Source organism: Moraxella equi (assembly GCF_002027555.1).
Classification (GTDB): domain Bacteria; phylum Pseudomonadota; class Gammaproteobacteria; order Pseudomonadales; family Moraxellaceae; genus Moraxella; species Moraxella equi.
Genome location: NZ_MXAP01000094.1, coordinates 1 through 12,752, shown reverse-complemented (window position 1 = coordinate 12,752; position 12,752 = coordinate 1). Strand labels below are relative to the sequence as shown.

General features: G+C 42.0%; 16 protein-coding genes and 1 pseudogene. 6 read left to right on the top strand and 11 right to left on the bottom strand.

The window, feature by feature from the left end; all coding sequences use genetic code 11:
- The first annotated feature begins 259 nt into the window (after window positions 1-259).
- Both B5J93_RS09205 and B5J93_RS09200 read left to right on the top strand, forming a co-directional pair.
- The gene (locus tag B5J93_RS09205) at window positions 260-1,090 is read left to right on the top strand and encodes an RnfABCDGE type electron transport complex subunit B (protein ID WP_079326119.1); all 831 of its coding nucleotides are present in this window, start codon (window positions 260-262) and stop codon (window positions 1,088-1,090) included.
- A 16-nt stretch (window positions 1,091-1,106) separates the two neighbouring features.
- Complete coding sequence (locus tag B5J93_RS09200) at window positions 1,107-2,402, top strand: DUF2868 domain-containing protein (protein ID WP_079326118.1); 1,296 nt, start codon at window positions 1,107-1,109, stop codon at window positions 2,400-2,402.
- A 109-nt stretch (window positions 2,403-2,511) separates the two neighbouring features.
- Here B5J93_RS09200 and B5J93_RS09195 read toward each other — a convergent pair whose 3' ends face one another.
- The 7 genes and pseudogenes from B5J93_RS09195 to B5J93_RS09165 all read right to left on the bottom strand — a co-directional run bounded on the left by B5J93_RS09195 (window position 2,512) and on the right by B5J93_RS09165 (window position 6,820).
- Complete coding sequence (locus B5J93_RS09195; RefSeq protein ID WP_079326117.1) at window positions 2,512-2,949, bottom strand: 2-amino-4-hydroxy-6-hydroxymethyldihydropteridine diphosphokinase; 438 nt, start codon at window positions 2,947-2,949, stop codon at window positions 2,512-2,514.
- A 32-nt stretch (window positions 2,950-2,981) separates the two neighbouring features.
- Window positions 2,982-3,341, bottom strand: a complete 360-nt coding sequence (gene folB, locus B5J93_RS09190; RefSeq protein ID WP_079326116.1) for a dihydroneopterin aldolase — start codon at window positions 3,339-3,341, stop codon at window positions 2,982-2,984.
- A gap of 136 nt (window positions 3,342-3,477) precedes the next feature.
- Window positions 3,478-4,368 (bottom strand): EamA family transporter RarD, encoded by an 891-nt coding sequence (gene rarD / locus B5J93_RS09185; protein WP_079326115.1) that lies wholly within the window; start codon window positions 4,366-4,368, stop codon window positions 3,478-3,480.
- Window positions 4,369-4,374: 6 nt separating this feature from the next.
- Window positions 4,375-4,767: a type II toxin-antitoxin system VapC family toxin gene (locus B5J93_RS09180; RefSeq protein ID WP_079326114.1), complete on the bottom strand. Its 393-nt coding sequence runs from the start codon at window positions 4,765-4,767 to the stop codon at window positions 4,375-4,377.
- A complete protein-coding gene (locus B5J93_RS09175; RefSeq protein WP_079326113.1) occupies window positions 4,767-5,039 on the bottom strand; it encodes a hypothetical protein in 273 nt (90 codons plus the stop codon). Before B5J93_RS09175 ends, B5J93_RS09180 begins: the two co-directional genes overlap by 1 nt.
- 3 nt (window positions 5,040-5,042) lie before the next feature.
- Window positions 5,043-6,344: pseudogene (gene aroA, locus B5J93_RS09170) on the bottom strand (3-phosphoshikimate 1-carboxyvinyltransferase); the annotation flags it as partial.
- 110 nt (window positions 6,345-6,454) lie between these two features.
- Window positions 6,455-6,820, bottom strand: a complete 366-nt coding sequence (locus B5J93_RS09165) for a helix-turn-helix domain-containing protein (protein WP_079326111.1) — start codon at window positions 6,818-6,820, stop codon at window positions 6,455-6,457.
- Window positions 6,821-6,949: 129 nt separating this feature from the next.
- On the opposite strand from B5J93_RS09165, the gene B5J93_RS09160 reads away from it, so the two are divergent.
- Both B5J93_RS09160 and B5J93_RS09155 read left to right on the top strand, forming a co-directional pair.
- Window positions 6,950-7,846: a hypothetical protein gene (locus B5J93_RS09160; protein WP_079326110.1), complete on the top strand. Its 897-nt coding sequence runs from the start codon at window positions 6,950-6,952 to the stop codon at window positions 7,844-7,846.
- Between the two features lie 10 nt (window positions 7,847-7,856).
- Entirely contained in the window at window positions 7,857-8,057 is a 201-nt protein-coding gene (locus B5J93_RS09155; protein WP_079326109.1) for a hypothetical protein, read from the top strand.
- Window positions 8,058-8,216: 159 nt separating this feature from the next.
- Here the strand turns inward: B5J93_RS09155 and B5J93_RS09150 are convergent, their stop codons facing one another.
- The 3 genes from B5J93_RS09150 to pheA are packed head-to-tail and all read right to left on the bottom strand — an operon-like array spanning window position 8,217 to window position 10,842.
- The gene (locus B5J93_RS09150) at window positions 8,217-9,137 is read right to left on the bottom strand and encodes a prephenate dehydrogenase/arogenate dehydrogenase family protein (RefSeq protein ID WP_079326108.1); all 921 of its coding nucleotides are present in this window, start codon (window positions 9,135-9,137) and stop codon (window positions 8,217-8,219) included.
- A 47-nt stretch (window positions 9,138-9,184) separates the two neighbouring features.
- Window positions 9,185-9,730 carry a DUF924 family protein gene (locus B5J93_RS09145; RefSeq protein WP_079326107.1) on the bottom strand — a complete coding sequence of 182 codons (546 nt, stop codon included), beginning with the start codon at window positions 9,728-9,730 and terminating at the stop codon, window positions 9,185-9,187.
- Window positions 9,730-10,842, bottom strand: a complete 1,113-nt coding sequence (pheA, locus tag B5J93_RS09140; protein ID WP_079326106.1) for a prephenate dehydratase — start codon at window positions 10,840-10,842, stop codon at window positions 9,730-9,732. The genes B5J93_RS09145 and pheA overlap by 1 nt, the downstream gene beginning before the upstream one ends.
- 156 nt (window positions 10,843-10,998) lie before the next feature.
- Between pheA and B5J93_RS09135 the strand changes: the two genes are divergently transcribed.
- Entirely contained in the window at window positions 10,999-11,283 is a 285-nt protein-coding gene (locus B5J93_RS09135) for a type II toxin-antitoxin system TacA family antitoxin (protein ID WP_079326105.1), read from the top strand.
- Window positions 11,276-11,749, top strand: coding sequence for a GNAT family N-acetyltransferase (locus B5J93_RS09130; RefSeq protein WP_079326104.1), 474 nt, complete (start codon window positions 11,276-11,278; stop codon window positions 11,747-11,749). The genes B5J93_RS09135 and B5J93_RS09130 overlap by 8 nt, the downstream gene beginning before the upstream one ends.
- 1 nt (window position 11,750) lies before the next feature.
- Here B5J93_RS09130 and B5J93_RS09125 read toward each other — a convergent pair whose 3' ends face one another.
- Window positions 11,751-12,632: a DUF2272 domain-containing protein gene (locus B5J93_RS09125; RefSeq protein WP_079326103.1), complete on the bottom strand. Its 882-nt coding sequence runs from the start codon at window positions 12,630-12,632 to the stop codon at window positions 11,751-11,753.
- Between the last annotated feature and the right edge of the window lie 120 nt (window positions 12,633-12,752).

Sequence of the window (12,752 nt, the reverse complement as noted above, 5' to 3'; positions counted from 1 at the left end):
GGGTTTGTGGGGTGTATGTTTATAGCCTTTCCTTTATTTATTATAATGTTGTTTAATTTTTAGTTCCGTAGAGTGCTTACCAAGCACCGATATTTCACACCATGAGAGTATGGGAATAATTATATCATAAACTTAACCTTAAAAAGAATGGATTGTAAATGATTTTCAATTATATTACAGCCCCACAACCTTTGAACAGCATCATGGCACAACCTGCCAAAACTTGTTATAATACCCCTTTTATTCACAGCCTGTCGCCATGAATGACCGCTTAGCCTGCCTGCCGATTTTATTTAACACCCTAACCCTTGACCGCCTGACCTCCACCCAAAAAATCATCGTCCAGCAGATAGACGAACTTTTGCCCCAGACCCAGTGCGGTCTGTGCGGACACCCAGACGGCTGTCTGCCCTATGCCTATGGCGTGGCGGTGCGTGGCGAGCCTCACAACTTATGCGTGCCGGGCGGTCAAGCGGTAACGGACGCCATTAGCACGGTGCTTGCCGAGCATGGCGACCCACGCCCCACCCTGAGCGCCACTGCCAGCAAATGGGCAACCGACCCTGCTACCGACCGCCCCGTGGAGGTACGAGCCATCATCCATGAGAACGACTGTATCGGCTGCACCAAATGTATCCCTGCCTGTCCTGTGGACGCCATCATCGGCACCGCCAAGCACATGCACACCATCTTAACCGACCTATGCACAGGGTGCGAGCTGTGCCTACCGCCCTGCCCTGTGGACTGCATTCGCCTAGAAGTACACCCACGCACCATCACGGCAGAGGGGCGAACGGACGAGCAGGCACATCTACGCACTCGCTATCATCGCCATCTTGACCGTGTCGCCCAAAGTATCACGGACGGCACCAAACCTGTGGTCAGCTCGGTTGAGTCGGTCATGGCGAACGTCATGAGCGAGCCAAGTGGCACACCCATGGACAAAGACACTGCCAAAAACGCCATTGAACTTGCCAAAATCCGCACCCAAATCAAAAAACTCACCAAACAGCTAAGCGTAAAAAACAACCCTGCCATACAAGATGAACTTGACAATTTAACGCAGAAATTGCGAGAATCAGAGCAATAACCCCACGAGCCACGCCATGTCATTAGAAAATATTCGCCTAGAAAATCTGGGTAATGCCCATGAAATAGACCCTGCCACGCACAAACAGCTTGACCTAGTCAGACGCTTGGAGAAGTCAGGCTATATCTTTGCCACCGACCCCAAAGTCGCCACCGACCTTGCTCGCTCATCAGACGGCACGCCCACCGATAAGCTCATCTATCGTGCCACGCTCATGGACAGTCAAGGCGACTTGCAAACCGCCCTGCACAAAGGCGATTTTTTGGTGAAGGGTGTCGGCAGGCTCTATGCAGGTATCTCGTTCGTGGCTGGGTTTGTGGGCGTACTTGGACTGCTTAGCACGCACGTGGTTAATTTTTTCTATGTACTGCTTGGACTGCTCGGCTGGCATACGGTTACGCTTATTTTGTGGTTTGTAGGACTAAACAACCCCAACCGCTATTCTGGTATTTATGGCATACTAGACCGACTTCGCCCCAAATCCGCCATAGAAAGTGAAGCCTTTGACATCTATCAAGAAGAATTTCAAAAAAACACCGCATGGCAAATCGGCAAAGTCATTCACAAGGCGTGGCTCTGTGGCTTGGCAGGCAGTGTGCTTGCCCTGCTCATGCTGTTTTTGTTCAAAAGCTATGCCTTTATGTGGGAGTCCACGCTGTTATCCCAAAGCCATTTTGCCATGATTTTAAAGGGTTTGGGCTTTGTGCCGAGCCTGTTTGGTTTTGAGATGCCCAGCCAAATCAGCCTATCTCGGGGCGATGTTCCCCCTGCTCGCCTTGCCACACTCATGATGTTGTCCGTGGTGGTCTATGGCATGATACCCCGCCTGTGTGCTTACCTGCTGTGCCATTTTAATGCCCGTGAGCGTTTTGCCATTAACCCCAATTTATATTATTACGAAAACTTACTTCGCACCTTTAACCAAACCATCGTTGATAAAGACGACTTCACCCCACGCACGCCAACACCCACCAAAACCGCCCTTAGCACTCACAAAAAAGTCGTGGCAACCTTAGAGTGGGCAAGCGATGATGAGCTATGGCACGGACTGACCGATGATGTCAAAAACTTAGGAGCGGTTGATACCAAAGAAGACGTGCTGTATCTCACCCAAGTCGCCAGCACCCTACACGCCCAAATCCTGCTCGGCGTGGACTGCCGTATCCTACCTGATAGGGGCGTGCTTAGAAAAGTGGATTTGATTCGCCAAAATAGCGATTATGGCGTGATTGTCAAATTCTTACACAGTGGCGGTTATGTCAATGAATGGCGAGACGCATTAAATGAGCGAAATATTGAACAGATAAATTGATAAACTTTAATTTTAATTTAAAACGGTAACTGATTGATTATTAGCTAATTATTTTGAGTTGTAAGGGTGAATACAATTCGCCCTTGATAAATCAATTATTTACACAAAGTTAAGAATAAGGCTTCATTAATAAAAACGGGGCAACTTCAATCAGTCCCGTTTTTTCATGATTTTTAAAGGGCAGTCTTTTTTTAATAATACACCATTCATCATTCTCATAATACGCTAAAATATCCAAATCCATAGGCACTTTTAAAATAGCCACTTTTTTCAACATATCTTTTTTTAAATTATCATGCTCTCGTCCGCATTGTGTTTCTATGTTTTTTAATAAACCATTAAACTCATCATAATTCATCGTCTTGTATAACTTTATCATCATCACGGCATTATGATAGATGAGTTCTGTTTTGCCTGTAAAATCTTTACCAATGATTACAGACGACAAGTCCACATCGCCCCATGACTTTAATTCATCAAGGGCGATTTTAAAACTCATCTGGCTGCCATGATTACTGCCTAAGGCGATGATATATTGGTTTATCATTTTTATTTACAATTTATGATAATTTAAAACACTTATGCAGATTTATGGCGAATGATTTTTACGCCCACGCTATCTGCTTGTTTTATGGCGTTCGGTTTATGAATGGTGAGCGTAATGGTTTGGCAAGGGTAATGGGCGAGCAAGTATGTGCAAATCTCTTCGGCAAGTTTTTCTAATAACTTCGCCTGTATCTTATGGCATAGCCGTTCTATGTCTTCGCACACCGTTTTATAATTTATGGCATACGCCACGTCATCGCTTTGGCTCGCCTGCGTTATGTCGCAAGTCATTTCACAATCTATGACTAGCGATTGCTTAATGGCTCGCTCCCAATCATAGACACCGATAAGGGTGTTAATCTTTAAACCTTGAATAAAAACAATGTTGTTCATTATCTGTCTCATTTATAAAATTGATATGTCGCATTTGTAGGGGAAAATTACAATTTGCCCTTTGTTTAAAATCTTAATTACCATTGATAAATTGATATTTGACAAATATAATTTATACCCATAATATTAAATTAAATCAATGTTTTCTATGTTTTACCATATCCACACTAAATATAATAAGCCCAAGCCAAATCAGCCCAAATATCATTAGGCGTTTTAAATCAATCGGTTCATGATAATAAAACACCGCAATCATAAAGACAATGCTTGGCGTTAAATAACCCAAAAAGGATAAAGTATTAAAACTGACCAGTTTGGTTGATTGGTTGTATAATAAAAGCGGAATGAGCGTGATTGGACCTGCCAAAGCCAGTAGCCAAATGTCATAAGATACCCAAAATGCCAAATTTGAACTTGCCACATCAGCACCGACAAGCCATATCAAGCACAAAGGCAATAACAGCGCCGTCTCAATAAATAAGCCGTCAATGGCATTAAAAGGCGTTTGGCGTTGCAATACTCCATAAAAGGCAAAGGACAACGCCAAAATCAAACTCACCCACGGCACACCGCCAAACAGCACCACCTGAATGCCAACGGCAAGCACGGCAAGGGCGACAGCGATTTTTTGCAAAAGTCGCAAGCGTTCTTTAAAGATGACAAGCGACAGCCCCACGCCCATTAAAGGATTGATAAAATAGCCAAGGCTTGCTTCAAGCACCCTATCATTTGCCACCGCCCACACATAGGTCAGCCAGTTTGTGCCAATCAAGAGAGCTGATACAAAGGTTAGGCACAGCCATTTGGGATTTTGGCGGATTTGGGCAAGCCAAGCCGTCCGTTTTCCGATGATGACAACAAGGCTTAACACCACAAACGTCCACACCACCCGATGAACGATGACTTCAACAGCATGATAACCGTCCAACAGCTTAAAATAAAAGGGAAAATTACCCCACATCAAAAACGCCAAAAGAGCCGTCATTAGCCCTTTTGGGGTTGTGCTTATGGTAGGTTTATTGCTCATTTTTTATCAATCATTTGTTAAAAATCTTACGCCTTGATATTGAACGATTTTGTCATCATTGGTAATCAAGCACAAATCATCAATCATTGATTGAGCAATTAGCATTCTATCGAAAGGATCCTTATGAATGATTGGTAAATCCTCCAAAATTTTGGTGTATTTGTGGTCAATACCCAATTCCAAAAACCCATTTTCAAGCAACCTTTGATATAATTTTACAGTATCAAATTTAAAACCGTCTTTTTTCAAGTTGGTTTTTAAGGCAATTTCCCATAAATTAACCGTACTAAAATAAACAATATTTTCTGGATTTTCCAATATGTCAGCAACGGTTTTTGATAATTTATTGGGTTCTCTGGCGAGCCAAATGACAATGTGTGTATCAAGCAAATATTTCATCAGTCAAATTTCTCATCAAAACTTTCTTCAAACATTGCCATCACTTCATCATCACCCCAATGAATGTCATCAGGGATTACCCCTTCGCCAAGCATAAAACCCAATTTGCGTTTTTTTGGCAGGTTGTTTTGCTTAGTCAAATTGGGCAAAAATTGCCCAATTTCTTGCCCTGATTGCTTGACGGAGATTTTTTCGCCTTTTAATAAGGCGTTTTTGACCGCTTGCCAATCAATAAATTCTTGACTGGTAGAACCCAAATCAATGCTTAACATGGCTTACTCCACCACTTCCAAATTCAGCCCCGCTTCTTTTACCAACTTGGCAAAATTCGGGAAACTGGTTGCCACCGTCTCCGTGCCGTTTATCACGATTTCATCAGATGCACGCAGGCTCGCCACCGCAAAGCTCATCGCAATTCTATGGTCGTGATGGCATTCAATCTCCCCACCGCCAAACACAAATTCGCTCTCGCCCTTGCCGACAATTTCAATGCCATCATCAAGCACCGTGCAGTCAATGCCAAGCGTTTTTAGACCGTCCGCCATTACCTGTATGCGGTCGGATTCTTTGACACGAAGCTCTTCCGCCCCACGCAAAATGGTCTTGCCAGTCGCACAGGCACTCGCGATAAAAATCACAGGAAATTCATCAATCGCCAATGGCACAAGGTGCAAAGGAATTTCAATGCCGTGCAATTTGCTTGATTTGACACAAATGTCCGCCACAGGCTCGCCACCGACAAGTGTTTGATTTTCAAGGGTAATATCCGCCCCCATTAGGCGTAAAATATCAATCACGCCCGTACGAGTCGGGTTAATCCCCACTTTTGGCAGTACCACATCGCCATTTGACGCAATCGCTCCCGCCACCATAAAAAACGCCGAACTTGAAATGTCCGCAGGCACTTCAATGTCGCACGCAGTCAGCGTACCACCCCCCATTAGGCGGATTTCGTTGCCGTTCTGCAAAGGCGTAACCTTGACATCATAACCAAAGGCGGTCAGCATTCGCTCGGTGTGGTCTCGGGTAATTTCAGGCTCAATCACCACCGTTTCGCCTTTCGCCCACAGCCCCGCCAAAAGTAGGCACGACTTGACTTGGGCGGACGCCATTGGCATTTCGTAATGGATGGCGGACAGCGTTTGACCGCCTGTAATCGTCATCGGCGGTGTACCTTTGTCGCCTGTGGTCGCCACAACCGCCCCCATTTGGCGTAAGGGTTTGGCGACTCGCTCCATTGGTCGTTTGGATAGGCTTGGGTCGCCAGTCATCGTGCTGTCAAAGCTCTGAGCGGACAAAATCCCCGACAACAGTCGCATACTCGTGCCAGAATTGCCCATATCAAGCTCTCTTTGTGGGGCTTTTAGCCCATTCATTCCCACGCCATAAATCGTTACCTTGTCGCCGTCTCGCTCAATCTGCACACCCATATCACGAAAGGCTTGCAAGGTGGAAAGGGCATCTTCGCCTTCCAAAAAATTGGTAACACGAGTAACGCCATTCGCAAGCGAACCAAACATAATGGAGCGGTGCGAAATGGATTTGTCAGGGGCGACTTTATGCGTGCCTGTAAAGGTGGTGCTGGGGGTGAGTTTGTATTTCATAGGGTTTTCCTAAAAAAAGGCTTGTTAATTTGTTGGGGGTAAGGTGCTTGATTTTGAACAAAAAGTACGCACCGTTTAGAAAATTAAACTTTATCCAAAAGTTTTCTTAATAATTCAATTTCTTTATCTTTTTGGGCAAGTAATTCATCTTTATGAGAAATAATTAACTTTAATTCTTTAATTTCAGAAACCAGACTTTGGTCGCTATTATAATAATTATTGCTATAATTTTCACTAATTTGACAAATAAAATTTTTATTATCCAATAATTCATTAATTTCAACACCAAATAAAGTCGCTATGTCATTTAATCTTTCCAAGTTTGGCATACTCTCGCCCCTTTCTATTTTGGCATACCCATTTCTAGTAATGCCTAATTTTTCCGCCATTTGCTCTTGCGTCCAGTCGTTTTGCTCTCTTAACTCACGAATGGTTTCAACATTTATCATAAAAATACCCATATTTTTTAACAAAAGACCACTCACAGTTGTCAAATGACAAGTGCAGGTTGGTTTAAAAATAAAATAAATTATTGTAACATATAATAGTTGAAATTCAAAATTTTTTGGAGATTTTTTGTGGAAGTTCTTATATTTTTTGGCGGTCTTGCAGGTATTGTTATTTTGTTTTATCTATTTTCTCAAAACAATCAAGACAGTCAAGGCTCAAAATTAAGCCACGCCAATAATTACAATAGAGAAATTGCACTAGGATTAGAGTGCCTATCCAAAAGCTATCAAGAAACAATCAATATTGTAAATAGCGATGGATTTTACTCATCAAACCAAGATAAAAATGCTTGGGGTTATGCGTTTGAACTAGAAATTGCTTATTTTCAACTAATTATTTTCACACATTGTATCACGCTATACGAAATGTACCCTACCGATATGATGCGTTATGCCGTAGCAAGCAACCCCAGCAGGAACAGAAATAGAGACAGTCAAGTTTTAAACAATATTACACAATCCAATGAAGCCATACAAATAGAAAATTTAAGAGAAAAAAGACGAAATATTACCAAAGGTATTGAAAATAAGTGGATTGAGTTGATTTTAAAAATTTATGGATTAAGCCACAATGAAAGCAATATTGCTATTGTAAAGAATTTTTTGCAAGAAAGATATAATTTTTATGTGGATATACTGGAACAACAAAGGAACAAAAAGAAAGCAGTTTACAATGGCGATTTTTATATTCAATTCTTAGACTTTTGCGAAAAACATTATGAATTTCGTAGCGAGCGTGGTTTTGAGCAAAACTATATTCCCGTTTTTCTGCAAATGTATCAAAATTTCTTAGAGCAGGCTTCTAAGGAAAAACTAGGTGCAGAATTCATATACACCAAAGATGATATAGACCCATACCTAAAAATGAGAGCTGGTAGCCTTAAAAATGAAATACTTGCCCCTTGGAATTCCGCTGTCAAATATAGACAAATGATTGGCGATAATTTATTACCGAGTAGTTATTAGGATTTTACCAATGTCAAACAATCGTAAAAAATTTCCAATTTGGATACCTATCATATCCTTAGTATTAGCAATTATTTTAAATCCAAACGCAGTACAAATGCTCAGTCGTGGAATGATTTCATCTGGAATGATTGATATTTTTGGAGCATTTTTATTGTACTGCTTTTTGTTGTATATTGGCAATGCTATTTTTAATTCAACTAAAAAGTGAGTTTATTTATGGACATTATGACAATCATTAAACTTATTGTGATATTTGTTTTTGCTAGTATTGGTGCAAATTATGTGAAAAATAAGTTTAAAAGTAATTTTTTTATTACGCACCATTTTTTAATATTTGGTGCGTAATACGCACCTTACACACACCATTTTATAAATTTTTCAACTTCTCTTTCTCAATAAGCAACCGCCCAAAATGTTCCCGAGCGTTTTTGGCAATTTCAAAAGTTTTTAATAAATCATCAGAACTATCATTTTCAATGGCGGATTTTAATTCGTTTAGGATAGTTTGATAATTTTCCAAACCCTTTAATACCGCCTGTTTATTTGCCAAAAATATGTCGTGCCACATAATTGGCGAGCTTGCCGAAATACGGCTAAAATCCCGAAAACCACCGCCCGCATAGCGAAAAATATTGAGACTTTCTTCATCTTTGGCAAGCTGATAAGTCAAAGCATAGGACAATAAATGCGGTAAATGACTGGTTAATGCCAGCACTTCATCGTGTTTATCACAGCTCATAAAATCCACGCTTGCCCCAAGTGCTTGCCAAAGCGTGGCGATTTTATCCACCATTGTTTGATTATTAAATGCGTGTGGACAAATGATGAGCTTATGAGCTTTAAATAACTCGCCATTTCTTGCCATAAAGCCCGACTTTTCCGCCCCTGCAATGGGGTGAGCCAAAACCAAATTGGGCGGTAATTCGCCAAAAATATCGTGGGCGTCCTTTAAAATATTACCTTTGGTGCTGGCGGTATCGCTGATGATGATATCGTTTGGCAATAGTTTATCATCAATGGCGGTTTTGATTTGCGATAATATATTTTTAACCGCAAAAGCAGGTACAGCAATGATGATACATTCACAATCTTTTAATATACCTGTCCCTGCCAAAGCGAGTAAATCATCATCGCCATTTGCAATTAACTTATTGTTAATGGCGTTATCAATAACCGATTTATCAAAATCTATGGCATACAAGTGATTAACAAGGCGATTATCAATAATCCCCTGTAAAACACTACCGCCGATTAAGCCTAAGCCAATGATAAGAATATTGTTAAACATAGTTTTTGCGGTTTTTTAATTTCATAAATATTTTTGACGAATACCAATCAAAAAGATGAATTGGGCTGTTTTAAAAATTCAATTTCATCAGGCGTAGAAATTCTTCCCAAAATCTCATTGCGGTGTGGATAACGCCCAAATTTATCAATAATCACTTTGTGCTTTAATTCAAAATCCAAGGTAGTGTTATCGCTGAATTTTTCAAATAACGGTACAGCTTGTTCGTGAATAAGTTTAGACTCTGAATGCATAAAAGGCAATAAGGCAAAATTGCGTTCGCTGACTGACAATTGAGCAAATTCTTTTTGCACAATCAATTCTTGAGCTAAGACAATCGCCATACCATCTTGGGCAAAGGATTTTGGCGTATTTCTATAAATATTGCGAGAGAATTGGTCAAGGACGATGATTTCCGCCAATCGCCCTTGTACTGTATCTCGCCACTCATAACATTCGCCAAGACCTGCCTTGATGAGCAGTTCTGAAAATTTAGACTTTAACAGCGTATCAAATTCATCGCTTTTGGCAAACCAAAAAGGCTTGGCATCGTCAGAGAACCAAAAATCAAGCACCGCCTTTGCGACATCATCCATCAAATCACCGCCTTTGGATATGACCCTAACACTCGCACGTCTTTGGCGATTTTGGCGATGTCGTCAATGGCATTTTTGACATTCTCATCATTGATGTGTCCTACCATATCAATAAAGAACACATATGCCCATTTGTTTGGACGCTCTGGACGGGTCTCAATGCTCGTCATGGATACGCCATGTTTTTTTAGAGGTTCTAGTAGCTCAATCAACGCCCCCGCACGGTCTGGACTTGACACGACGATGGACGTTTTGTCTTGACCGCTTGGGGCAACGGTTTCGTGTCCGATGATTAAAAAGCGGGTGGTGTTGTTGGGGTTGTCTTCAATGTTTTCATAAAGTTTGTGCAAGCCATATTCTGCCACCGCCACATCGCCTGCAATCGCTGCTGAGTGCCATTCGTTTTGTAGGCGTTTGGCGGCTTCGCCATTAGATGATACCGCCACCCGTTCCACATTAGGGAAATTGACATCAAGCCAATGACGGCACTGAGCAAGCGACTGCTGATGGCTATAAATGCGACTTAGGCTGTCCACTTTGGTGTGTTCGGCGACTAGGAAGTTATGATGAATGGGCAGTTCCACCTCACCGATGATTTTTAGGCTTGACCCCAAAAATGCATCCAACGTATGATTGACCACGCCCTCAGACGAGTTCTCCACAGGGACAACGCCATACATGGCAGAGCCTGCCTCCACTTCACGAAAGACATCGGTAATCGTGGCAAGCGGTACGGTGGTTGCTGCCTTACCAAAATGTTTTAGGGCGGCGGCATGGGTAAACGTACCAACAGGCCCCAAAAAGGCGACCTTTTGTGGGGCTTCAAGCTCCAAACACACCGACATAATCTCCCGAAACAGGCGTGCCATTTTCTCACCCGATAGGGGGCCTGTGTTGCGAGCCATGACTGCTTTTAGCACTTGGGCTTCACGTTCGGGGCGATAAAAAATGGGGTGATTCTCGTGGTTCTTTTTGGCAATCGCGACCTGCTGGGCGATGCTGGCTCGCTCGTTGATAAGTCGTTGAATTTGTTCATCAATACTGTCAATCTTGCCACGCAAATCGGTGATTTGGTTGGTATCTAGGTTGGCTTTGGGGGTTTGCTTGCTCATGTCTGCCCTTTTTTTGTGCTAAAAATAGGTTAATGATACATGAAGATTGGGGGTTTGGGCAAATGTTTTTTGGGGTTTTATTTATAAAAATTTTCTTAATTTATAAAAACCATGTTATAATAATGTACACCTTAACGGCACACAAAGGAAAAAGATATGCAAGCTACCGAACGTATTAGTTTACGAGCCACCCCCCATGCCAAAGCCATGATTGAACAAGCCAGTCAGCTTATGGGCGTGAGTGTCAGTCATTTTATTTTAAGTACCATGTATGAAAAATCTCTTAATTTGGTCAATACCGCCCAAAAACACACATGGCAACCAGATGAAACTGATAGCAAAAAACTCATGATGTTATTGGAAAATGACAGAAAGCCCAATGACGAATTAATCTCATTGCTTTCTTTAAGCAATAATATCAAGGATAATACCAATGCTTGATATGTTGGCATTTGAAAGGCTAAATAAAAATCATGATAAGAAATCATTTGATTGCAATCACCCTGATATTAATGCTTACCTTAAAGCAATCGCCAATCAACATATCAAAAAGAATATTGCCCAAATTCATGTTTTGATTGATAAAAATAAGCCGTCCACAATTATTGGCTTTTATACTTTATCGGCAATTGATGTGGAATTATCTTTAAAAGGCTATCCCAATAAAATTCCTGCAATGTTGATTGGGCGAATTGGCGTAGATAAATCTTATCAAGGTCAAGGTTTTTCAAAAATTTTATTGTCTCATGCTTTAAATAAAATCAAAACACTAAGTTTTGATGCTGGTATTGCTTTTGCAATTATTGATGCAAAAGATGATAATTTGGCAACTTATTATGAAAGATTGGGATTTATCAGAACCAATACACCTTTAAGATTTGCTATGGAAACCAAACTCATTCCCTGATTTACTCCTGCAACACCAACGCCACCACCCAATTTTGCCGATTAAAGTTACACGCCGTTTCATGATTGGGGCTACATTCTATCTCGCTTGGGGCGGGCAATATCGCCTTGCCGTCATCGTCCATAGGCATTTTGCGTAGCATGACGGTATGCAGCACATTACCGCCGATGAGCCAAATCTCACGATTTTCCTTATCAGTCTTAACCACAATATCACAATGAGCAGGCAAGCCACGTCCACTCTTTGCCAAATACTCGTCCAAATCCTGATAACTACCAATCAGCTCACGCCCATAACTTCGCACATAGCACAACATATCGCCCTGTTTTAGGAGGTGCGTTTTGGGGTCTTTCGTGCGATAATCGCCCACGCCCTGCCAAGATTTGGCGATATAATCAAAATGGCGTGGCGACACATAAAAATCCACGTCCGCCTGTCTCATCACATACGACACAAAGCCTGCCGACCATGCCACATCACTCACAAAGGCTCGGCAAATGTTGGTGCTGGCGTTCTCGCCCCTGTCCGCCTTGTCGCAACGCTCATAAGGCAACGCCCTATCAAGCCGTGCCAACGCCCCACTATCACGCCAATACGCCACCACACGCTCCCACGCTCGTGAGCCGTCTGTCAGGCGTGCGTTTTCGGATTCGTAATGACTGTATTTGGCGATTTGTCCGTTTGTGGTGATAAACGGCTCGCCCCATGCCTTGTGTTCACGCAGGGCGATCTGGGCGATACGTTCGGCTTTTGGAGTGTGTGGGGCAAATGTGGGCATGGGCGATTGCCACAAATTGCCTTGTGGATTACCCTGTGGGGCGTGCGTACTCACGCAAGCGGATAGGACTAAGGCGGTGCAGAGTAGGGGTAGAAGTTTTGGCATGGCGTTATATTTATTTAAAAGGAAATTTATTTTATCATTAAATGGGGGGTTTTAAAAAGGTAAAATAAAATTTTAACTTTAATTCATTTTGGTATTTAGGGGCGAATCACATTCGCCCAA

Bases quoted from the DNA above. Each gene is read 5' to 3' on its own strand.
- B5J93_RS09135 (WP_079326105.1), top strand. From the start codon at position 10,999: ATGCAAGCTACCGAACGTATTAGTTTACGAGCCACCCCCCATGCCAAA.
- rarD (WP_079326115.1), bottom strand. From the start codon at position 4,368: ATGAGCAATAAACCTACCATAAGCACAACCCCAAAAGGGCTAATGACG.
- B5J93_RS09125 (WP_079326103.1), bottom strand. From the start codon at position 12,632: ATGCCAAAACTTCTACCCCTACTCTGCACCGCCTTAGTCCTATCCGCT.
- B5J93_RS09145 (WP_079326107.1), bottom strand. From the start codon at position 9,730: ATGGATGATGTCGCAAAGGCGGTGCTTGATTTTTGGTTCTCTGACGAT.
- B5J93_RS09205 (WP_079326119.1), top strand. From the start codon at position 260: ATGAATGACCGCTTAGCCTGCCTGCCGATTTTATTTAACACCCTAACC.
- B5J93_RS09200 (WP_079326118.1), top strand. From the start codon at position 1,107: ATGTCATTAGAAAATATTCGCCTAGAAAATCTGGGTAATGCCCATGAA.
- B5J93_RS09155 (WP_079326109.1), top strand. From the start codon at position 7,857: ATGTCAAACAATCGTAAAAAATTTCCAATTTGGATACCTATCATATCC.
- folB (WP_079326116.1), bottom strand. From the start codon at position 3,341: ATGAACAACATTGTTTTTATTCAAGGTTTAAAGATTAACACCCTTATC.
- B5J93_RS09130 (WP_079326104.1), top strand. From the start codon at position 11,276: ATGCTTGATATGTTGGCATTTGAAAGGCTAAATAAAAATCATGATAAG.
- B5J93_RS09180 (WP_079326114.1), bottom strand. From the start codon at position 4,767: ATGAAATATTTGCTTGATACACACATTGTCATTTGGCTCGCCAGAGAA.
- B5J93_RS09175 (WP_079326113.1), bottom strand. From the start codon at position 5,039: ATGTTAAGCATTGATTTGGGTTCTACCAGTCAAGAATTTATTGATTGG.
- B5J93_RS09150 (WP_079326108.1), bottom strand. From the start codon at position 9,137: ATGTTTAACAATATTCTTATCATTGGCTTAGGCTTAATCGGCGGTAGT.
- B5J93_RS09195 (WP_079326117.1), bottom strand. From the start codon at position 2,949: ATGATAAACCAATATATCATCGCCTTAGGCAGTAATCATGGCAGCCAG.
- B5J93_RS09165 (WP_079326111.1), bottom strand. From the start codon at position 6,820: ATGATAAATGTTGAAACCATTCGTGAGTTAAGAGAGCAAAACGACTGG.
- pheA (WP_079326106.1), bottom strand. From the start codon at position 10,842: ATGAGCAAGCAAACCCCCAAAGCCAACCTAGATACCAACCAAATCACC.